Genomic DNA, 19,258 nt, shown 5'->3' with positions numbered 1-19,258 from the left:
ATGACGCTCGCCTTCACCCTCGACCCGGTTCTCGACCCTGACCTGCGCGCCGCCGCCGTCCGGCTCTGGACGGACGTCACCAATGCCGGTGGCGCGGTCGGCTTCGTCGCACCGGTGACGGAGGACGAGGTCTGGAAGACCGCCGACGTGCAGTTCGCCGGTGTCGGGCCGGGCGAGCCTGACCGGCTGCTTGTCGCCCACGAGGTGGAGACCGGCCGGCTCGCCGGCTTGCTCTTCTTCGAGTCCATGCGGTTCGCGCCGATGGACCATTGGCGGCTGCTCAAGCGGGTCATGGTCCACCCGGACTTCCAGGGGCGCGGTTACGGCGCCGGGCTGATGGCCGAGGCCGAACGGGTCGCCCGGGCCTGGGGCCTGGAGAGCCTGCGGCTGACCCTGCGCGGCGGGCTCGGCCTGGAGGCCTTCTACGGGCGCTGCGGCTGGACCGAGGCCGGCCGGGTCCCGGCCGCGATCCGGGTCGCCCCCGGGGACGATCGCGACGACGTCACCATGTGGCTCGACCTGCGCTGACGGCGGCCCGGCGGCCGCCCGGACGCGGGGGACGGGCGACCCGTGCCCCGCGCAGTCCGTCAGGCATGCTTCACTGGGAGACCGGCCGAGCCCCGCGCAGAGAAGGATGTGTTCCCGGTGAGCAGCAATGTGAGCAGCAAGTCGCACGCCACGCTCCGTTACACCTCCCTGCGGGTCAGCATCTTCCTCGGCTGCCTGCTGCTCTCCCTGCTGCTCGGCCACTTCGGGGTGATCCCGGTCAAGGGCGAGCTCGGCGTCATCTTCCTCTTCCTGCTGGCCGCACTGGTCTCGGCGCCGCTCAGCTACGTCCTGCTGAGCAAGCAGCGCGACGAGATGTCGGCCCAGATCTCCGACAAGGTCTCCGGTCTCCGCAACCGGACGGCCGAGCGGATCGCGGCGCAGAACGCCGAGGAGGATGCCGCCGACGACGCCGCCCGCGCGGCGGCCCTGCAGAGCTGACCCGCACCAGCGCCGTGCCCGCCCCCGCCCCAGGTCCCGCGCCACAGCACGACGAGCCCGCGCACGAGGTGCCCGCGCACGAGGTGCCCGCGCACGAGAAGTCGGCCGGTCCGACTTCGCGTGCTTCCGGCGCGTCCGGAGGGACGGCCGCGTCCGGCGGTGCGCCCGGTGAGGGCGTTCTCGGCACCTGGCCGGCGCCGGTCCGCAAGCCCACCGGCAGGGACGTCGCCCGCCTCGCCGGGGTCTCCCAGGCCACCGTCTCGCTGGTCTTCTCCGGCTCCGAGGCCGGCCGCCGGGTGTCCGACGCCACCCGCGAGCGCGTCCGGGAGGCCGCCCGCAGCCTCGGCTACCGCCCGCAGGCAGCCGGCCGGCAGCTGCGCCTCGGCCGCAGCGGCATGATCCTTCTGGCCGTCCCGAACATCCTCGGCCCGTTCTTCGGCCGGGTGCTGGAGGGCGTCCACGAGGAGGCCGGCAAGCACGGCCTGGCCGTCGTGGTCAGCTCCGGCTGGGGGAGCGCCACCCTGGCCGACGCCGCCACCACCAGCCGCTTCGACGGCCTGCTGATCTGCTCTCCGGACGACAGCCAGCTCGGCGAGCTGCCCGCCGACACCCCTGCCGTCTTCCTGGACGCCGACCCCGGCACCGACCGGGCCCGCCCGACCATCGAGCTGGACGTGGCCGGCGGCATGCGGGCCGCCGTCGAGCACCTGGCCGGGCTCGGCCACCGCCGCCTCGGCCGGCTGCGCTCCACCCACTCCGCGTACACCTTCCGGGTCCGCCAGGCCGCGTTCGAGGAGGCGGCCCGGGCGCTCGGCCTGGACGTGATCGAGCTGGGCGTCAGCCTCAACGAGGGCCAGCCCGCCGCCCTCGGCGTCGCCCGCCGGCTGCTGGAGCGCCCGGACCGCCCGCACGCGGTGATCTGCGACGACGACGTGGTGGCCTCCGGGGTCTACCAGGCCGCCGCCGAACTCGGGCTGCGCGTCCCCGCCGACCTCTCGGTGGTCGGCATCGACAACATCCCGGTGGCCGGCCTGCTCACTCCGCCGCTCACCACCGTCGACCTGCCCGGCGAGGAGCTGGGCCGGGCCGGAGTCGCTGCCCTCGCGGACCTGCTCCGCGGCGAGCCGGTCGCCCCGGTCCCGCCGCTGGCCACCTCGCTGGTGCTGCGCTCCTCGACCGCGGCCGTCTCCGCCGCCCGCTGAGCCGGCTGACCCCCCGCTGACCCCGCCGACTCGGGGGGACCGCCGCCGCCCCCGCCCGCTCCCGTCCGCCGACCCCGGTCCATCGGCGCCCGGTCCATCGGCGCCCGGGCCCGCCGCCATCGAAAGGGCCGTTCGGGCAACCCCTGGTTCGAACAGGTGAAATATCGTCAGGGCGTCTCGCGCCGCGTGGCCGGGCAGATAAACGGACGATGAGATTCCGCCATGCGGACGCTCCGATCCAGACCTCCACGCCTGCCACGCCTGGTACGGCTGGCCGCCGTCCTAGGACTCCTCGGCGGCACCCTGCTCACCGGCGCCCTGGGTGCCCCGCCCGCCGAGGCCCACGGCGGCGGGCTCGGCACCCTCGCGGGCCTGCTCGGCGCGGCCGTTCTCGGCGCCGGCCTGCTGCTCGCCCTGATCGCCTGGGGAGGCCGCGGCCGCCACAGCTGATCGAGCCGGGCCGGGGGCGGTGAACACAGGTGAACGCAGGTGCATGTGTAACTAAGTGACTGCGCCCGTCGGCCAGACCACCCGGTCCGACGGGCGCAGTCACGTCTCTGGGGCGGGCCCGGCCCACCTCTGCGGCGGGTCTCAGTCCACCTCTGCGGGTGGGTCTCAGCCCACCGGTACCGGCGCCGCCACCGGGGTGGCGGCGGCCGGCGCGGGCCGGAACCAGCGGCGGGCGCCGAACAGCAGCAGCCCGCCCAGCGCGATCCCGCCCACCGCGCAGAGCGCCACCGAGCGCAACGAGCCCTCCGCGAGGCTGCCGGAGACGGCGTAGCCGAGCGAGTTGCCGGTCGCGAACAGCGTCACCAGCCAGGCGAACGCCTCGGTCACGGTGCCGGCCGGCGCCAGCTCGGCGACCAGCACGAACGCGGCCGCCAGCAGCGGCGCCAGCCCGATCCCGGAGAGGAAGGCCAGCCCGGCCATCGCGTACGGCCCGGGGAGCAGCATGAGCGGCAGGTAGCTGGCGGCCATCCCGAGCGCCATCACCCACGTCCGGGTGGCGGTGGAGCTGCGCCACCGCACCGCGCCGTAGGCGAGCGCGCCGAGCAGGCCGCCGAGTGCCGCCAGGGCCAGCAGCGTCCCCGCGCCGCCGGGCAGTCCGCCGTCGTGGGCCTCGGCGTAGGCGATGAAGAGCACGTTCTGCGCGCCGACCGTCCAGCCGGCGCCGGCCAGGCCGACCAGCAGCAGGACCAGGCCGGGGGAGCGGAGCGGCCCGAGCAGGCCGGCCGAGTGCGCGCGGGGCGGCGCCTGCCAGGCCCGGGCCGGTCCGGCGGTGGCCACGATCAGTGCCCCGGCCAGGCCCAGGCCCGCGGCCACCCAGAGCGCCGCGACCGGGCTGAACACGCCCGCTATGCCGGCCACCGCGAGCGGTCCGGCGACGTAGAGGATCTGCTGCGAGGCGGAGTCGAAGGCGTACGCGGTGTCGAGCTGCTTCTCCTCGACGACGTCCGGCCAGAGCGAGCGCAGGCAGGGTTCGAGCGGCGGCATGGCCAGGCCGGCGATCGCGGCGCCGACCGGTGCGGCCACGGTGGAGCCGGGCGCGAGCGCGAGCAGCGCGTAGCCGCCGCCGGCGACCACGGCCGAGGCGAGCAGCACCCGCGGTTGTCCGGTGCGGTCCACGATCCGCCCCAGCACCGGCCCGCCGACGGCGGCCGAGATCGCGTAGGCGGCGGTGGCCAGCCCGATCCGGCTGTACGGCGCGCCGGCCTCGCGCAGGGCCAGCGCGATCACCAGGGCGGTCATGCCGGCGGGGAGGCGGCCGAGCAGGGTGCCGAGGAGGAGGCGGCTGACGTGCGGGGCTCGGAGCAGGGCGAGATAGCCCATGGACGGTTCTCCGGTTCCGGGCAGGGAGGGGCGGGGGGGTTGCCTCTAAGTTATACGTATAACCAGCGATGGTCAATCGGGGTGATCGGAAGAACTGATGGCGTGTCAGTCTCGTTCGTGTCCGGATTTGATCGGAAGGTTGCCCTCATCTCAAACAAGTACTTTGAACATCTCAAACCTTTACTGCTAACGTGTCGGCCATGACCACCTCAGGAGCACCCCGGATGAACGGCCTGGGCTCGATGCCCGGCGCCGCCCGCCGGTGCTGCCTGCCGGGTGCTGTGGGCAGCCCCCGCCGCTGTCGCGCCATGAGCTGTCGCGCCATGAGCTGTATCCAGGCGGCACGCCCCTGACCGGGGGCCGGCCCTTTCCCGTCCGGCCCGCGCGCCGTGCCGCCTTCCCCGCGTCACCTCACCGTCAGCAACGCCCTCCCCCGGAGCCGCACCGTCATGTCCACAGCGCCCGAGGCGACCTCGTCGCCGTCCGTGCTCGCCAGTCTGCGCAGTTCAAAGCTCGGCAGGACCCCGTTCTGGGCCCAGATCGTCGCCGGCCTCGTGTTCGGCGTCGGCCTCGGCTACCTGGCCCGCGCGGCCGACATCTCCTGGCTGGCCACCACCCTGGAGACGATCGGCAGGATCTTCGTCCAGCTGCTGAAGCTGGCCGTCCCGCCGCTGGTCTTCACCGCGATCGTGGTCTCCGTCGCCAACCTGCGGAACGTCACCAACGCGGCCCGCCTGGCCGGCCGCACACTGCTCTGGTTCCTGATCACCTCGCTGATCGCCGTCGCGATCGGCCTGGGCCTGGGCCTGCTGACCAACCCGGGCGAGGGCACCAACCTCACGACCGAGGGCCTCAAGCCGCCGAAGTCCACCGGCACCTGGATCGACTTCCTCACCGGCATCTTCCCGACCAACATCGTCGACGCCTTCACCCAGGTGAACGTGCTCCAGATCGTCTTCCTGGCGGTCGTGGTCGGCGCGGCGATCATCAAGCTCGGGGCGAAGGCCGAGCCGGTCCTCAAACTCAGCGAGTCCGTCCTGGAGCTGGTCCAGACCGCCCTCTGGTGGGTCATCCGGCTCTCCCCGCTCGGCACCCTCGGCCTGATCGGCAAGTCCGTCGCCAAGTACGGCTGGGACCTGCTGAAGCCCTTCGCCACCCTGACCGCCGACATCTACATCGGCTGCGCGCTGGTGCTGTTCGTCGTCTACTCCCTGCTGCTGAAGTTCGCCGGCGGCCTCAACCCGGTCAACTTCTTCAAGGGCGCCTGGCCCGCCATCCAGCTGGCCTTCGTCTCCCGCTCCTCGGTCGGTACCCTGCCGGTCACCCGGCGCGTCACCGAGCGCCTCGGCGTCCCGAGCGAGTACGCCTCCTTCGCCGTCCCGTTCGGCGCCACCACCAAGATGGACGGCTGCGCCGCGATCTACCCCTCGCTGGCCGCGATCTTCGTCGCCCAGGTCTACGGCATCGACCTCGGCATCAAGGACTACCTGCTGATCGCCTTCGTCTCGGTCATCGGCTCGGCCGCCACCGCGGGCCTCACCGGCGCGATCGTCATGCTGACCCTGACCCTCTCCACCCTGGGCCTGCCCCTGGAGGGCGTCGGCCTGCTGCTCGCCATCGACCCGATCCTCGACATGATGCGCACCGCGACCAACGTCGCCGGTCAGGTGGTCGTGCCGATCCTGGTCGCGGCCCGCGAGAAGACCCTCGACCTGGCCGCCTACAACAACCCGCACGGCGACCTCTACGAGGACGCCCCCGCGGCCGTCGTCCCGGCCCAGGCCACCAAGGAGGCCGTGGCCACCGCCTGATTCCGGCCCCTTTCGGCCTCGCCCCCGCGTCGGTCCGCCCGACGTGGGGGCGAGGCCTTTCCACGGCCGGACGGGAACGGGCCTGATGCGCCGCAGGAGGCGGCCCGCGGCGGGCGGCGGGCGGCCGGCGCGCCCGGCGTGGGCCGTCGCCGGCGCCCGTCTCAACCGGTCCGCCGGTCCTCCTCGGGGGCGAGGTACGCCCGCAGCCGTGCGAGGCGGCCGTCCGCCGTCCTCCAGTCCGCCGTGGAGGTGCCGGCGTAGCGCCACCGGGCGCGCTCGTAGAGCCGGACGGCCGCCGTCGCGCCCTCCTCGACCTCCAGGACGAGCCCGAGCCCGTGGGCTTCGGCGGCTTCGGCTGCCGTGCCCAGCAGCTTCGCGGCCACCCCGCGCCGCCGGGCCGCGGTGCCGACGAAGAGCCGGGCGACAGCCAGCAGGCGCTCTTCGGGGAGCCCCACGACGGCGGCCAGCTCCGGTCCGGCGCCGGTGAGGGCCATGTGTCCGAGGACCTCCGATCCGTCCACGGCCACCCAGGCATCGACCAGGTCCGCCGGGGTCAGCCAGCCCTCGGGATCGGCGGGCCAGTCCACCGGGTAGCGGTCCGCCTCCTGGACCGTGGCGAGGGCCTTGAGGCAGCCCTCCATGTCGTCATCGACCCGTCGGCGAATCATCAGTCCGTCCATCCCGGGATCCTGGCACATCGGCAGGCCGGGTCGCGGGCATGCTGGGCGAGGAGAAGGGAGAACACCATGCGATGCCCGGAGTGCGGAGGCGAACTCGGCTCCCTGTGCGGGCCCTTGCGCCGCCGGCCCGACGTGATCTGGCTACGCTGCCTCGCCTGCGACTGGATCGGCCGCCGCCGGAACAGCGCCGACCCCGAGCTGAGGACCCTGCACAGCTACGAGGGGCGCGACGCGCTCTGCTCGTGGTGCGGCGACGACAACTACGTGTACGAGGAGGCCGACGCGCCCGCCGAGAGATTCGGCCGACCGGGGCGCTGGGTCACCGACTTCTGCCTCGACTGCGGCCGGGCGGGCAGCTGGTTCCGGGAGGAGAAGGGCCCCGCCTGAGAGGTGGGGTCAGGGCTGTCCGGGCTCATTCTGCGAACGTAGGTGACGTGCCGGTGCCGCTGCCGGTGGCCGGACGGGAGTGTCAGTCGGACGGGCGGCCGGTGGCCCGGAGGATCTGCTTGGAGCGGGTCAGGTACCCGGCCTGGAAGCGGCTTTCGGCTCCGAGGGGGGCGAGGGCCTCGGCGGTGTACTTGCGGCAGGTGCGCAGGGAGACACCGAGCCTGCGCGCGATGGTCGCGTCCCGCAGGCCCCCGCTGAGCATGGCCAGGATCGCGTTCTGCACCTCGCCGCGGACTTCGGCATGCGGGTCGCACAGGTTGTAGGGGGAGGCGAGGCTCCAGTCAGTCGGCGGCGACGATCGGCGGCCCGGCGCTCGCCGTGGGCGCGCTGATGGCGATCAACCCCGCCCTGCTCTTCGCGGCCTTCGTTACAGCCGACAACGTGACGATGCTGACCATTCGCCAGTCGGTCACCCCGGCCGGGCTCCAGGGGCGGGTGGCGGTGACCAACCGCTTCGTCGCGATGGGGGTGGTACCGCTGGGCGCGCTGCTCGGCGGCCGGCTGGGGGCTGGGCTCGGGCTGCGCGGCACGGTGCTGGTGACGGCGTTGGGCCTCTGCCTGGCGCTGGTACCGCTCGGTCTCTCCTCGCCGGCCCGGATCGGGGGCGAGTTGCCGGCCGCCCGGTGGGAAGGCCCGGGGAGCAGGGGGCCGGGGGCCCGGAGCAGTGGTGGGGACGCGGAGCAGAGGCCGGGGGATCCGGGGCAGGGGCCCGAGGGCAGAGGTCGGTGTATGCGGGGCAAAAAGGCAGGGGGCCCGACGACGATGGGCGGGCCCCCTTGGGTACTTCTCTTGTGCTCATGGTGACGGCCGCAGGGCCGCCGGCGGACCCGAGGGGTCCCGAGCGATCAGGTCATCAGAGGATGATCAGATAGCGGTGACGTTCTCCGCCTGCGGGCCCTTCGGACCCTGGGTGACGTCGAAGCTGACCGCCTGGTTCTCCTCCAGCGAGCGGAAACCGTTCGCGTTGATGGCGGAGTAGTGGACGAAGACGTCGGGGCCGCCGCCCTCCTGGGCGATGAAGCCGAAGCCCTTCTCAGCGTTGAACCACTTGACGGTTCCCTGAGCCATGCCGTTCTCCTTGCGAGGGACGTGTTGGGGGCCACACCGTGTGGCACCCGGTCCGCTGCGCTGATCGCCCTGCCTCCGGACGGGTCCGGAGTTTTTCGATATTGCTGAAAAACTACAAAAAGCCTGCGGTTACATGCTCCGCAGGCTTCAAGTACTGCAAGGGGAATCAAACTGCAACTGACAGCAACGCTAGCATGCGTGCGCTGTCACGACCAGGGGTGACTTACGAGCCGGATCGGGCGTGTCGTAAGGCCGGTGCGAGCCTTCCGGAGCGGCAGGCGTACGGTGCGGGGGAGGCGCACGAACAGCAAGGGAGCGGCGCAGTGGCGGTACCGGATGCGGAAACACAGGAGCCCCGGGAGAACACCCCGGTCAGGCCGCGGGTCGGGCATATTCAGTTCCTGAACTGCGTCCCTCTCTACTGGGGCCTGGCCAGAACGGGCAATCTGCTTGATCTGGATCTCACCAAGGACACCCCGGAGAAGCTGAGCGACCAACTGGTCGACGGCTCGCTGGACATCGGTCCGATCACCTGCGTGGAGTACCTGCGGCACACGGACGAACTGCTCGTCCTGCCCGACATCGCGGTCGGCAGCGACGGCCCGGTGATGTCCTGCGTGATCGTCAGCAAGCTGCCGCTGGCCGAGCTGGACGGCCGCAAGGTCGCCCTCGGCTCCACCAGCCGGACCTCGGTGCGGCTGGCCCGGCTGCTGCTGGAGGAGCGCGAGGGGGTGCAGCCGGAGTACTTCAGCTGCCCGCCCGACCTGGACGCGATGCTCGCCGAGGCCGACGCCGCCGTCCTGATCGGCGACCCGGCGCTCCGCGCCTACCTGGGCCAGGCGGCCGCGCAGGGTCTCGCGGTGCACGACCTCGGCGAGATGTGGAAGGAGTGGACCGGGCTGCCCTTCGTCTTCGCCGTCTGGGCCGCCCGCCGCGAATTCGCCGAGCGCAGCCCCGAGCTGACGGCGGCGGTCCACCGGGCCTTCCTGGAGTCCCGCGACCTCTCGTTGGTGGAGGCCCGCGAGGTGGCCGAGCACGCGGCCCGCTGGGAGGCGTTCGACGCCGGGGTGCTGGAGCGCTACTTCAGCAAGGCACTCGACTTCTCGCTCGGCGAGCGGCAGTTGGCCGGAATGGCCGAGTTCGGCCGCCGGGTCGCCCGCGACAGCGGCTTCGCGCCGGACGTCGCGGTCCGCCTGCTGGAGTCGGTGCCCGCGGTCGTCTGACCGCAGAGCCGGTGGTGGGCCGACCGCCGACCGCCGACCGCCGACCGCCGACCGAAGTAGAGGAAGTAGAGGAAGGGGTACGAGCTGTGCCCCTTCCTGCTCTCGTGGCCCGGTAGCGTCTGCACGCGAGATCCGTGACAGCGGCGGCCGGCGGTGGCTGGTGGCCGGTGACCGGTGGCGAGGCCGGGCGGGCGGGCGAGGGGAGCGTGCGGGATGCAGGCACTGGGGGCGGACGATCCGCGCCAGGTGGGCGGGTACCGGCTGCTGCGCCGGCTCGGCGCGGGCGGGATGGGCCGGGTCTACCTCGGGCGGACGGCCGGCGGGCGCACGGTTGCCGTCAAGCTGGTCCGCGGAGAGCTGGCCGAGGACGCCGAGTTCCGCGCGCGCTTCCGTCAGGAGGTCGCCGCGGCCCGGCGGGTCGGCGGATCCTGGACGGCGCCCGTGCTGGACGCCGACACCGAGGGCGAACACCCCTGGGTGGCCACCGGCTACGTCGCCGGCCCCGCGCTCGGCACCGCCGTACGGGACTTCGGGCCGCTGCCCGAGCAGGCAGTGCGGACCATGGGCGTCGGCCTGGCAGAGGCGCTCACCCATGTGCACGGGCTCGGCCTGGTCCACCGGGACGTCAAGCCGTCCAATGTGCTGCTGACGCTGGACGGGCCGCGGCTGATCGACTTCGGCATCGCCCGCGCGCTGGACGCGACCAGCGGGCTCACCCAGTCCGGGTACGTGGTCGGCTCGCCCGGTTTCATGTCCCCGGAGCAGGCCAACGGGCAGCCCGCCGGGCCGGCCAGCGACGTCTTCTCGCTCGGCGCGGTGCTCGCCTTCGCGGCCACCGGAACCCAGCCGTTCGGGGAGGGCGTGAGCGTCGCGGTCCTGCTCTACCGGGTGCTGCACGAGGAGCCGGAGCTCGCCGGGCTGGACGGGCCGCTGCGGGCGGTCGTGCTCGACTGCCTGGCCAAGGACCCGGCCGCCCGTCCTACCCCCGATCAGCTGCGGACCCGGCTGGACGCCGATGGCACCGCCACCGTCCGGCTCGGCAGGGGCGGCTGGCTGCCGCCCGCGCTGGCGGCGGAGGTGGGGCGCAGCGCCGTCCGGCTGCTGGACCTGGAGGGGGAGTCGGATCCCGCGGCCGGGCCGGGGCCGGTGGGTGCTCCGGGGCCGGTGGACGCGCCGGGGCCCGCGGACGTGCCCGGGCCGGCGGGTGCTCCGGTGGACGGTTTGCCGCTGCGGACCCCCACGATCGGCGGGGGCACGCCGGTCGAGGCGCCGCCGGAGTGGACGCCGATGGCCGGCGCCGGTGTACCGACCGGAGCCGGGGCGAGACCGACCTGGGTGCCGGGGTCCTCGCCCGGGCGGCAGCTGGCCCGGGAACACGAGCGGCGGATGCGTTGGCCGGTCGCGATCGCCGGAGTGACCGCGGTCGTACTGGCGCTGGTGGCCGTCAAGCTCGGGCTCTTCAGCTGGCAGGGGAGCGCGGACCCGGAGATCACGGACACCACCGCCACCACCTCTGCGCCGACCGGCGCGACCGGCGTCACCCAGCCGCCGCCCACGGCCTCGACGGGTACGCCCTCGACGGGTACGCCCGCCACCTCCTCATCCGCCTCCTCCGGGCCCGCGACCACCCCGTCCGCCGGTCCCGGTGTCGTGCCGGCACGCTTCCTCGGTACCTGGAGCGGGGAGATGACCACCGAGAAGGGCCTCCCCGCCGGCACCACCACGCTGGTGATCGGTCAGGCCGCGGTCGGGCAGGAGAACACCACCAGCCGCAACGCCACCAGCGGCCCGCTCTCCATCACCTGCGAAGGCGCCTGGAGGCTCGACTCCGCGTCGCCGGAGAAGCTGGTGTTCACCTCCCGGCTGGTCCGCTCCTCGTTCCCCGGCGCGTGCACCGGCGGTTCCAACGCGGAGACGCTCACCCTGCAGCAGGACGGCACCGTCCGCTTCACCTCCGCCGACCCGCCGGCCGGGAACCCGTCCGGGACCATGCGGAGAGCGGGCTGACACGGCGGCCGCAATGCCCTGGCGTAGGCTGGTTCGGCCGTATCCGGAAGCCTCCGGAAGCACCGGAGCATGCAGCAGTACCCGAGAGAGAGAAGGCCGCCAGGTGTCCGAGCTCGCAGCGACCACCCTCGATGCGCCCAGCACCGACCTGCAGGCCGTGCTCGACCGGGCCGCCGGTGGTGGCCGGATCACGCCGGAGGAGGCGTTGGAGCTGTACCGTTCGGCGCCGTTGCACGCGCTGGGTTCGGCTGCGGACGCGGTGCGCCGGCGTCGGTACGCGGGGACGGAGCACATCGCGACGTACATCATCGAGCGGAACATCAACTACACGAACGTCTGTGTGACGGCGTGCAAGTTCTGCGCGTTCTATGTGGCGCCGAAGAGTGACAAGGGCTGGTCCCGTGATCTCGACGAGATCCTGCGTCGTTGTGCGGAGACGGTCGAGCTGGGTGGTACGCAGGTCATGTTCCAGGGTGGGCACCACCCGGACTACGGCGTGGAGTACTACGAGCGGGCGTTCTCGGCGATCAAGGCGGAGTTCCCGCAGTTGGTGATCCACTCGCTCGGTGCGTCCGAGGTCGAGCACATGTCGCGGATCTCGGGGGTGTCGGTCGAGGAGGCCGTCACCCGGATCCACCGGGCGGGTCTGGACTCGTTCGCGGGTGCGGGTGCGGAGTTGCTGCCGGAGCGGCCGCGCAAGGCGATCGCGCCGTTGAAGGAGTCCGGTGAGCGGTGGCTGGAGATCATGGAGGTCGCGCACGGTCTGGGTGTGGAGTCGACGTCCACGATGCTGATGGGTACCGGTGAGACCAACGCCGAGCGGATCGAGCACCTGCGGATGATCCGTGACGTGCAGGACCGTACGGGTGGTTTCCGGGCGTTCATCCCGTACACCTACCAGCCGCAGAACAACCATCTGAAGGGTTCGACCCAGGCGACGGTGTTCGAGTACCTGCGGATGATCGCGATCGCGCGGCTGTTCCTCGACAACGTGGCCCACATCCAGGGTTCGTGGCTGACCACCGGCAAGGAGGCCGGCCAGCTGTCGTTGCACTACGGGGCGGACGACCTGGGTTCGGTCATGCTGGAGGAGAACGTGGTGTCGATGGCCGGTGCGAGGCACCGGTCGAACCTGACCGAGCTGATCCACCTGATCCGGGCCGCGGACCGTGTCCCGGCGCAGCGCTCGACGACGTACGAGCACCTGCGGGTGCTGGACGATCCGGCCGACGACCCGGTCGACCCGCGGGTCGCCTCGCACATCGCCTCCACCGCGATCGAGGGCGGCACCGCCCACCCCGAGCTGAAGATCCTCAACAACGGCTGAGGCCGTACAGCTGTGCCGACCCAGGCTGCCGTACCGACCCCGCGCCGTGCCGGACCCGCCGTCACGGCGGCCTCTCCGCCGTGCTGACCCTGCACCGGGCGGCCCTCGTGCTGCCCGATCCGGCCGACCCCACCGCCCCGACGTTCTCCGACGGGGCGGTGCTGGTGCACGACGGGCGGATCGCCGCCCTCGGCCCGTACACCGGGCTGGCCGCCGCCCACCCCGGGGCGCGGCTGCGGGACTGGGGCGACGCCTCGCTCACGCCAGGCCTGCGCAATCCGTACGGGCACTGGCTCCTGGAGCGCGCGTACCACCCGGACCCGCGTGAGGGAGTCGGGGACGCGCCCGTCTCCGGGGGGCTGTCCGAGGCGACGGACGAGGCGCGGTGCGGTGCGAGCGCCCGGCGCGGGCTGCAGCGGATGCTCGGGTGCGGAGTGACCGCGGTAGCCGGGCCGTTCGAGCGCGCCTCGGTCCGCACGGCGGTGGCCCGCTCGGGGCTGACCGCGCTGCCCGGTCCTGCGAGCCCTGTGGGTTCTGTGGGTGGGGAGGAATCGCTGGACCCACTCGCCGTGCTGCCGCTCGCGGCGGCGGTGCACGGTCGGCTGGCGGTGGACGGGCCGGCCGACTTCGCGGTCTTCGCGCGGCTCGCGAGCACGGCGGCCGTCGGTACGGGCGAGCCGCGTCCGGGCGGCTGTCTGGCCACCGTGCTGGCCGGGCGGCTGGTCTATCGGCGTCGCTGAGCGTGTCGGTGGGCGTCGGTGGGCGCCGGTGGGCGTGTCGCTGAGCGTGTTGGTGGGCGTCGGTGGGCGCCGGTGGGTGCGGAGGCGGTGCTGGGGTGCGGAGTGTCGTGGGTGCTGGGTGCTGGGTGCTGGCGGGTGCTGCGTGCTGGGGATGCTGAGCGCCGGGGGGCTGTGATTGCCGGGGACCTGATTTCCGGGGCACTGACTGCCGGCTACTCGCGGGTAGCCGGAATCCCGTGCAGCACACGGGACTTCCTTCGTGTGCTGCCGAACTCGGTGTTCGGCCATATGGTCTGATTCACCCTTCGCCGTGACCTGAGGGCCCGCCAGCGGATACGATCCCGGACAGCTCACTCCGCACCCTCACCACATACCGCCCGCCCCCGCGGGTGGCGGGGCCCAGTCCCAGGCCCTGAAGGCAAGCCAGGACAGGAACCATGCGATCCGCGACCGTCCCCCCGCCGCGTTCCCCGCGGTTGGGCCGTGGTTGGTACCTCACCGCCGTGCTCAGTGCCGTGCTGGCCGTCGGCATGTGCCTGCTCGGTTGGCGTCAGGCCGAGCAGGCCGACCGGATCGGCGCGCACCCGGTGAGAGTGGACGGCGTCGTCACCCAGCTGCCCACCGGCGGCGGTTCGTACTCCACCGTCAACTACCGGGCTGCCGGCCAGTCGCACACCGCCGCTGCGCTGCCGCTGGCCGACGGCACCAAGGTCGGCGACGCGATCTGCCTGGAGCACGCCGCCGACGACCCGGGCGCGGTCCGGATCTGCGGCGACACCTACCCGCAGCCGGTCGGCGTCGGGCTGGCCCGGATCAGCGTGCCGGTGGCCGGTCTGCTCTTCCTCGTCTGTGTGCTGCGCATCCGCCGGCACCGCCGGGCGGTCGCCATCCGGACCGGCGAGGGCCGGTTCGCCACCACCGTGGCGCTCGCCGCGGGTGCGCTGCCGGACGGGATGCCCGCGATAACGCAGGGCAAGCGCTCGCGTCGCAAGCGTCGTTCGGGCGGACGGCGCGGCCTGCACTGAGGCCGGTGCCGGGCTCTTCGTGGCGGGCGGCGTGCCCCCTTGCCCGGGTCGCCGGTGCCAGGGTGAACAATGGGGGCGTGACCCGAGCCTCTCTGGACAAGCAGCCGCACGAAGTCGCCGCCATGTTCGACGACGTCGCGGCCAAGTACGACCGCACCAACGACGTGATCTCCCTCGGCCAGGCCCGCGCCTGGCGCCGGGCGGTGGCCGAGGCGGTGGCCGCCGGACCGGGGGACCTCGTGCTCGACCTCGGAGCCGGCACCGGCACCTCCTCGCTGCCCTTCGTCGAGGCCGGGGCCAAGGTCGTCCCGTGCGACTTCTCGGTCGGCATGCTCACCGAGGGCAAGCGCCGCCACCCCGAGCTGCCGCTCACCGCCGGGGACGCCACCAGCCTGCCGTTCGCGGACGACACCTTCGACTCGGTGACGATCTCCTTCGCGCTGCGCAACGTCCATGACACCGACGCCGCGCTGAACGAGATGTTCCGGGTCACCAAGCCCGGCGGCAAGCTGGTGATCTGCGAGTTCTCGACGCCGACCTGGACGCCGTTCCGCACGGTCTACACCGAGTACCTGATGCGGGCACTGCCGCCGGTCGCCACCGCGGTCAGCAGCAACCCGGACGCGTACGTCTACCTCGCCGAGTCGATCCGTGCCTGGCCGGACCAGCCTGCCCTGGCCGCAAAGCTCCAGGAGGCCGGCTGGTCCAAGGTGGCCTGGCGCAACCTGACCGGCGGGATCGTGGCACTGCACCGGGCGTACAAGGTCTCGTAGGGCCCTCTGCCCGCTGGTTCGACTGCCCCCGGTCTGGGCAGTTGGTCCTGGTCGGCTGCCTCCTCGGCACCGACATCGCCTTCGCCCATGCGGCCATCCCGGCGTTCATCATGGGGGCCGTCCCGCCGGGCGAGACCGCTGCCGCCAACGGGTTCGCGCTCGAGGCGCTGCCTCGACGACCGGAGGCGCGGTCTCGCTGCCGGGAGGGCCCGTCCCGACGCCCGGCCGGCCGTCCGTGGCGGGCGCCGCCGTCGGATCCGGTTCCGAGGACGGCAACTAGACTGCCGGGGACAGCCGCCGTCCCCCAGCCGCAGCTCCAGGAGAGTGCCCACCGTGTCCGAGACCGCAGCCGATCTGACGAAGCCGGACAGCCCCGTGGAGAGCACCGCGGACGTCATCGTGGTCGGCGCGGGCCCGGCCGGCTCCACCACCGCGTACTACCTGGCCCAGGCCGGCCTCGACGTGCTGCTGCTGGAGAAGACGTCCTTCCCGCGCGAGAAGGTCTGCGGTGACGGCCTGACCCCGCGCGCCACCAAGCAGCTGGTCGACATGGGCATCGACGTGTCGACCGACAACGGCTGGCTGCACAACAAGGGCCTGCGGATCATCGGTGGCGGCGTCCGGCTGGAGCTCGACTGGCCGGAGCTGTCCGCCTTCCCCGACTACGGCCTGGTGCGCAAGCGCGCCGACTTCGACGAGCTGCTCGCCCGTCAGGCCGAGAAGGCGGGCGCCCGGCTGTACGAGCGGTGCAACGTCAGCGGCCCGGTGCTGGACGACCGCACCGGCCGGATCGTCGGCGTCACCGCCCGACTCGGCGAGGAGAAGCGGGCGGTGACCTTCCGCGCCCCGCTGGTCGTCGCCGCCGACGGCAACTCCACCCGGCTCTCGCTCGCCATGGGCCTGCACCGCCGCGAGGACCGCCCGATGGGCGTCGCCTACCGGACGTACTTCAACTCCCCGCGCCACGACGACGACTACCTCGAGTCCTGGCTGGAGCTGTGGGACACCCGTGGCGGCGAGCGCAAGCTGCTGCCCGGCTACGGCTGGGTCTTCGGCATGGGCGACGGCACCTCCAACGTCGGCCTCGGCATCCTCAACTCCTCGCCCGCCTTCGGCGAGCTGGACTGGCGCGAGGTGCTCAAGGCCTGGTGCGCGAGCATGCCGGAGGAGTGGGGCTACACCCCCGAGAACATGACCGACCCGATCCGCGGCGCCGCCCTGCCGATGGCCTTCAACCGGCAGCCGCACTACACCCGCGGCCTGCTGCTCGTCGGCGACGCCGGCGGGATGGTCAACCCGTTCAACGGCGAGGGCATCGCCTACGCGATGGAATCCGGGCAGATCGCCGCCGGCGTCATCGTCCAGGCCAACGCCCGCGTCACCGACACCGGCCGCGAGCGCGCCCTCCAGGCCTACCCGCGCATCCTCAAGGACGTCTACGGCGGGTACTACACGATGGGCCGCGCCTTCGTGAAGCTCATCGGCAACCCCAAGGTCATGCAGCTCGCCACCCAGCGCGGCCTGACCCACCCGATCCTGATGAAGTTCGTCCTCAAGATGCTCGCCAACCTGACCGACCCGCAGGGCGGCGACGCCATGGACCGCATCATCAACGGCCTCGCCAAGGTCGCCCCGAACGCCTGACGTTCGGGGCCGGGGGCTCGGGGACTCGGGGGCTCGGGGGCCGGGGGCCGGGGCTTGAGGCTTGGCGCTTGAGGCGGGGTGGCTGATTTCTGGTCGCTGTTGCGTGGCGGCTGAGTGAGTGATGGCGGACGCCCTGCCCCCTGTGCTTGTGGGGGCAGGGGGCAGCGGCGCGCCTTGCCGGGGGCGGGCCGGCGCCGGGTCGGTTCAGCCGGTGGCGCGTACGTAGATGTCGGCGCCGTCGGGGGAGCCGGGCTCCGCGGTGACGACGAAGATCTGCCGCTTGTCCGTGCCCGTCTGCGATACCAGGGGGGCTTCGGCCGGCTCATTGCCGGGGAACGCCGCCCGCAGGTCGTCCGGCAGCGGGGCCGGGGCGCCGAGCTGTGGCAGGTCGTAGACGCGGAGGAAGTCGTCCACGCTGGAGTCCGTGTCTGCCCGCACCTGGTAGTGGAGGTAGGCCGCCCGTGTGCCGTCCGGCAGCCGGCCGAACACGGCCTCCATCGGGATGTAGTACCGCCCCTTGGCCGGATGCTGCTTGTAATGCAGGGTTGCCAGCTTCTCGGCCCGGTCGGTGTCCGTCTCGGGCGGGTGGAAGGTCGTCACCATCGCGTACGCGATCCATCCGACGGCCGCGAGGGTGAACACCACACAGAGCCCGAGCGCCCCGGCCACCGCCCGGCGGACCCTTGGCCGCTGCCGCACCGCGGGCACCGCTTCACTGATCCACCCGCCGGCCTTGGCCATCCGATGCTCCCCCCGGGATCGTCCGTTGCCGCTGACGACTCTAGGGGGACGGAGCGAGGCGAACCATCCGTAGAAGTACTCACATCGCCAGGTACGCGGGCGCGGGTGTGGGCGCGGTCGTGGCGGGGACGGGGGCGGGTGTGCGGCGCGGCGCGGCGCGGCGGGGACGGGGGCGGGTGTGCGGCGCGGCCGGTGTGGGTCTGCGGGGCGTGGCGGGCGTGCAGGGTGGCCGCGGCTACCGCGGCTACCGTGAACGGCGGGGTCACTGTGGGCGGCTGGCGGCGGAGCGCTGCTCGACGTAGGCGAGGCGGTCGGCGAAGACCTGGGCGGCATCCGGGGTGAGGGTGCGGAGGGCGACGAGGGCTGAGAAGACGACGTCGCAGAGCTCGTGCTGGACGTCCTCCCAGGTGTGGGTGACGCCTTTGCGGGGGTTCTGCCCGGTGGCCCCGATCACCGCCGCGCCGACCTCGCCGACCTCCTCGGAGACCTTGAGGATGCGGAGCAGGCGCTCCTCCTGGGCGGAGAGTCCGCTCTCGTCGTCCAGCCAGGCGACCAGGTGGTCGACGCTCTCCCAGATCCTGCTGTCCATGTGCGCGGCTCCCGTACGGCTTCGGTGACGCTGCCCACCGTACGGGAGCCTGGCAGGGGCGGAGAGGTCGCCCGGCAGCTCGGTTTCAGCGGGAGCTGATCTTCACGTTGCGGATGTTCACCGGGAGAGTGGGGTAGCCGTCGCCGGGGTTGTTCTGGTCGTCCTCGCCACCGGCCGCGATCTTCTGCAGCACGTCGAGGCCTGCGGTGATCCGACCGAACGGGGTGTAGGCGGGGGAGAGCTTGGTGTCCTTCCAGACGAAGAAGAACTGGCTGCCGTTGGTGTTCGGACCCGCATTGGCCATGGCCACGGTGCCGGCCGGGTAGGTGGCCCCCGTCAGGTTCTCGTCCGGGAAGGAGTAGCCCGGGCCGCCGCTGCCGGTGCCGGTCGGGTCTCCGCACTGCAGGACGAAGATCCGCTGGGTGGTGAGTCGGTGGCAGTGGCTGCGGTCGAAGTAGTCGTGCTCGGCGAGGAAGCGGAACGAGAAGGTGGTGCAGGGCGCCTCGGCGGTCAGGGCCTGGAAGGTGATCGCGCCCTGGCTGGTCTTCAGCGTCGCGCTGTAGGGCTTGGCCGCCTTCTTCGCATCGAAGACCGGGATGCCCTTGAAGTTGTCGGCGGGCACCGCCGGGGTGTAGGTGCAGGTGGCGGCGGTGGGCGTGGTCGGAGCCGGGACCGGCGGGGTGTCCGCGACGGCGGTTCCGGTGGTCGCGACCAGCGGGAGGATGGTGGCAGCGGCGAACAACGCCCAGTGTTTGCGCTTCACTTGACGAGCCTTCCCGGGGGTGGTGGACGGCGGTGTTGTCATGGCGACATCATCCACGGCCGGGGGTGGATGCGGTAGACGTCGGGGGTACGTGTCGCGCGCGTGCAGCGTGGGGTGGCTGGCGCGGGGCGGGCGGCGTGGAGCGGGTGGAGTCGGTCGGCGCGTGCGGGTGCCCGTGGGGTGGGCGCGTCTGAGGTCGGCGCGTGCGGGTGCCCGTGGGGTGGGCGCGTCTGAGGTCGGCGCGTGCGGGTGCCCGTGGGGTGGGCGCGTCTGAGGTCGGCGCGTGCGGGTGCCCGTGGGGTGGGCGCGTCTGAGGTCGGCGCGTGCGGGTGCCCGTGGGGTGGGCGCGTCTGAGGTCGGCGTTTCGGGGTGGGCGTTCCGGGGGCGCCGTTCTGGGGCGG

General features: G+C 72.9%; 21 protein-coding genes. 13 read left to right on the top strand and 8 right to left on the bottom strand.

All coding sequences use genetic code 11. The features are described from left to right. From OG286_RS17330 to OG286_RS17315, 4 genes are all read left to right on the top strand, one after another. Window positions 1–528, top strand: a complete 528-nt coding sequence (locus OG286_RS17330; RefSeq protein WP_396324444.1) for a GNAT family N-acetyltransferase — start codon at window positions 1–3, stop codon at window positions 526–528. Window positions 529–645: 117 nt separating this feature from the next. After that, entirely contained in the window at window positions 646–987 is a 342-nt protein-coding gene (locus tag OG286_RS17325) for a DUF4229 domain-containing protein (protein ID WP_396324445.1), read from the top strand. Window positions 988–1,001: 14 nt separating this feature from the next. Further along, window positions 1,002–2,189, top strand: coding sequence for a LacI family DNA-binding transcriptional regulator (locus OG286_RS17320; protein WP_405365446.1), 1,188 nt, complete (start codon window positions 1,002–1,004; stop codon window positions 2,187–2,189). 222 nt (window positions 2,190–2,411) lie between these two features. Continuing rightward, a complete protein-coding gene (locus OG286_RS17315) occupies window positions 2,412–2,639 on the top strand; it encodes a hypothetical protein (protein ID WP_396324447.1) in 228 nt (75 codons plus the stop codon). Window positions 2,640–2,804: 165 nt separating this feature from the next. Here the strand turns inward: OG286_RS17315 and OG286_RS17310 are convergent, their stop codons facing one another. Next, window positions 2,805–4,019 (bottom strand): MFS transporter, encoded by a 1,215-nt coding sequence (locus tag OG286_RS17310; RefSeq protein ID WP_396324448.1) that lies wholly within the window; start codon window positions 4,017–4,019, stop codon window positions 2,805–2,807. 449 nt (window positions 4,020–4,468) lie between these two features. Between OG286_RS17310 and OG286_RS17305 the strand changes: the two genes are divergently transcribed. Continuing rightward, complete coding sequence (locus tag OG286_RS17305) at window positions 4,469–5,830, top strand: dicarboxylate/amino acid:cation symporter (protein ID WP_405365444.1); 1,362 nt, start codon at window positions 4,469–4,471, stop codon at window positions 5,828–5,830. A gap of 161 nt (window positions 5,831–5,991) precedes the next feature. Here OG286_RS17305 and OG286_RS17300 read toward each other — a convergent pair whose 3' ends face one another. Next, the gene (locus tag OG286_RS17300; RefSeq protein ID WP_405361040.1) at window positions 5,992–6,510 is read right to left on the bottom strand and encodes a GNAT family N-acetyltransferase; all 519 of its coding nucleotides are present in this window, start codon (window positions 6,508–6,510) and stop codon (window positions 5,992–5,994) included. 66 nt (window positions 6,511–6,576) lie between these two features. Here OG286_RS17300 and OG286_RS17295 point away from each other — a divergent pair, with 66 nt between their 5' ends. Beyond that, on the top strand, window positions 6,577–6,897 hold the full coding sequence (locus tag OG286_RS17295) for a hypothetical protein (RefSeq protein WP_396324451.1): 321 nt from the start codon (window positions 6,577–6,579) through the stop codon (window positions 6,895–6,897). 82 nt (window positions 6,898–6,979) lie between these two features. Here the strand turns inward: OG286_RS17295 and OG286_RS17290 are convergent, their stop codons facing one another. The 3 genes from OG286_RS17290 to OG286_RS17280 all read right to left on the bottom strand — a co-directional run bounded on the left by OG286_RS17290 (window position 6,980) and on the right by OG286_RS17280 (window position 8,025). Continuing rightward, the gene (locus OG286_RS17290; RefSeq protein ID WP_405361042.1) at window positions 6,980–7,180 is read right to left on the bottom strand and encodes a hypothetical protein; all 201 of its coding nucleotides are present in this window, start codon (window positions 7,178–7,180) and stop codon (window positions 6,980–6,982) included. A gap of 58 nt (window positions 7,181–7,238) precedes the next feature. Further along, window positions 7,239–7,370: a hypothetical protein gene (locus OG286_RS17285; protein ID WP_405361044.1), complete on the bottom strand. Its 132-nt coding sequence runs from the start codon at window positions 7,368–7,370 to the stop codon at window positions 7,239–7,241. A 451-nt stretch (window positions 7,371–7,821) separates the two neighbouring features. Beyond that, a complete protein-coding gene (locus OG286_RS17280) occupies window positions 7,822–8,025 on the bottom strand; it encodes a cold-shock protein (protein ID WP_057227626.1) in 204 nt (67 codons plus the stop codon). Window positions 8,026–8,348: 323 nt separating this feature from the next. Between OG286_RS17280 and OG286_RS17275 the strand changes: the two genes are divergently transcribed. From OG286_RS17275 to OG286_RS17245, 7 genes are all read left to right on the top strand, one after another. Beyond that, window positions 8,349–9,248 carry a menaquinone biosynthetic enzyme MqnA/MqnD family protein gene (locus OG286_RS17275; protein ID WP_405361047.1) on the top strand — a complete coding sequence of 300 codons (900 nt, stop codon included), beginning with the start codon at window positions 8,349–8,351 and terminating at the stop codon, window positions 9,246–9,248. Between the two features lie 213 nt (window positions 9,249–9,461). Next, window positions 9,462–11,255, top strand: a complete 1,794-nt coding sequence (locus OG286_RS17270) for a serine/threonine-protein kinase (protein WP_396324455.1) — start codon at window positions 9,462–9,464, stop codon at window positions 11,253–11,255. A 103-nt stretch (window positions 11,256–11,358) separates the two neighbouring features. After that, on the top strand, window positions 11,359–12,582 hold the full coding sequence (mqnC, locus tag OG286_RS17265) for a cyclic dehypoxanthinyl futalosine synthase (protein ID WP_405361051.1): 1,224 nt from the start codon (window positions 11,359–11,361) through the stop codon (window positions 12,580–12,582). A gap of 80 nt (window positions 12,583–12,662) precedes the next feature. Then, window positions 12,663–13,322, top strand: coding sequence for an imidazolonepropionase-like domain-containing protein (locus tag OG286_RS17260; protein WP_396324555.1), 660 nt, complete (start codon window positions 12,663–12,665; stop codon window positions 13,320–13,322). Between the two features lie 437 nt (window positions 13,323–13,759). Then, on the top strand, window positions 13,760–14,347 hold the full coding sequence (locus tag OG286_RS17255) for a hypothetical protein (RefSeq protein WP_405361053.1): 588 nt from the start codon (window positions 13,760–13,762) through the stop codon (window positions 14,345–14,347). A gap of 77 nt (window positions 14,348–14,424) precedes the next feature. Continuing rightward, entirely contained in the window at window positions 14,425–15,120 is a 696-nt protein-coding gene (locus OG286_RS17250) for a demethylmenaquinone methyltransferase (protein WP_396324553.1), read from the top strand. Window positions 15,121–15,474: 354 nt separating this feature from the next. Continuing rightward, the gene (locus OG286_RS17245; protein ID WP_396324563.1) at window positions 15,475–16,764 is read left to right on the top strand and encodes a geranylgeranyl reductase family protein; all 1,290 of its coding nucleotides are present in this window, start codon (window positions 15,475–15,477) and stop codon (window positions 16,762–16,764) included. A 204-nt stretch (window positions 16,765–16,968) separates the two neighbouring features. Here OG286_RS17245 and OG286_RS17240 read toward each other — a convergent pair whose 3' ends face one another. From OG286_RS17240 to OG286_RS17230, 3 genes are all read right to left on the bottom strand, one after another. Next, window positions 16,969–17,505: a hypothetical protein gene (locus OG286_RS17240; RefSeq protein ID WP_396324552.1), complete on the bottom strand. Its 537-nt coding sequence runs from the start codon at window positions 17,503–17,505 to the stop codon at window positions 16,969–16,971. A 262-nt stretch (window positions 17,506–17,767) separates the two neighbouring features. Beyond that, complete coding sequence (locus OG286_RS17235) at window positions 17,768–18,094, bottom strand: MazG-like family protein (protein ID WP_396324551.1); 327 nt, start codon at window positions 18,092–18,094, stop codon at window positions 17,768–17,770. Window positions 18,095–18,179: 85 nt separating this feature from the next. Then, entirely contained in the window at window positions 18,180–18,857 is a 678-nt protein-coding gene (locus tag OG286_RS17230) for a peptidylprolyl isomerase (RefSeq protein WP_396324550.1), read from the bottom strand. Between the last annotated feature and the right edge of the window lie 401 nt (window positions 18,858–19,258).

This window comes from Kitasatospora sp. NBC_00039 (assembly GCF_045160625.1).
GTDB lineage: Bacteria > Actinomycetota > Actinomycetes > Streptomycetales > Streptomycetaceae > Kitasatospora.
Note: the sequence above shows the minus strand (reverse complement) of the source record. Positions and strands in the feature narration are given on the sequence as shown.

Excerpts from the sequence above, each read along its gene's own strand:
- OG286_RS17330 (WP_396324444.1), top strand. The coding sequence starts at position 1 with ATGACGCTCGCCTTCACCCTCGACCCGGTTCTCGACCCTGACCTGCGC.
- OG286_RS17315 (WP_396324447.1), top strand. The coding sequence starts at position 2,412 with ATGCGGACGCTCCGATCCAGACCTCCACGCCTGCCACGCCTGGTACGG.
- OG286_RS17310 (WP_396324448.1), bottom strand. The coding sequence starts at position 4,019 with ATGGGCTATCTCGCCCTGCTCCGAGCCCCGCACGTCAGCCGCCTCCTC.
- OG286_RS17305 (WP_405365444.1), top strand. The coding sequence starts at position 4,469 with ATGTCCACAGCGCCCGAGGCGACCTCGTCGCCGTCCGTGCTCGCCAGT.
- OG286_RS17300 (WP_405361040.1), bottom strand. The coding sequence starts at position 6,510 with ATGGACGGACTGATGATTCGCCGACGGGTCGATGACGACATGGAGGGC.
- OG286_RS17295 (WP_396324451.1), top strand. The coding sequence starts at position 6,577 with ATGCGATGCCCGGAGTGCGGAGGCGAACTCGGCTCCCTGTGCGGGCCC.
- OG286_RS17280 (WP_057227626.1), bottom strand. The coding sequence starts at position 8,025 with ATGGCTCAGGGAACCGTCAAGTGGTTCAACGCTGAGAAGGGCTTCGGC.
- OG286_RS17270 (WP_396324455.1), top strand. The coding sequence starts at position 9,462 with ATGCAGGCACTGGGGGCGGACGATCCGCGCCAGGTGGGCGGGTACCGG.
- OG286_RS17255 (WP_405361053.1), top strand. The coding sequence starts at position 13,760 with ATGCGATCCGCGACCGTCCCCCCGCCGCGTTCCCCGCGGTTGGGCCGT.
- OG286_RS17240 (WP_396324552.1), bottom strand. The coding sequence starts at position 17,505 with ATGGCCAAGGCCGGCGGGTGGATCAGTGAAGCGGTGCCCGCGGTGCGG.
- OG286_RS17235 (WP_396324551.1), bottom strand. The coding sequence starts at position 18,094 with ATGGACAGCAGGATCTGGGAGAGCGTCGACCACCTGGTCGCCTGGCTG.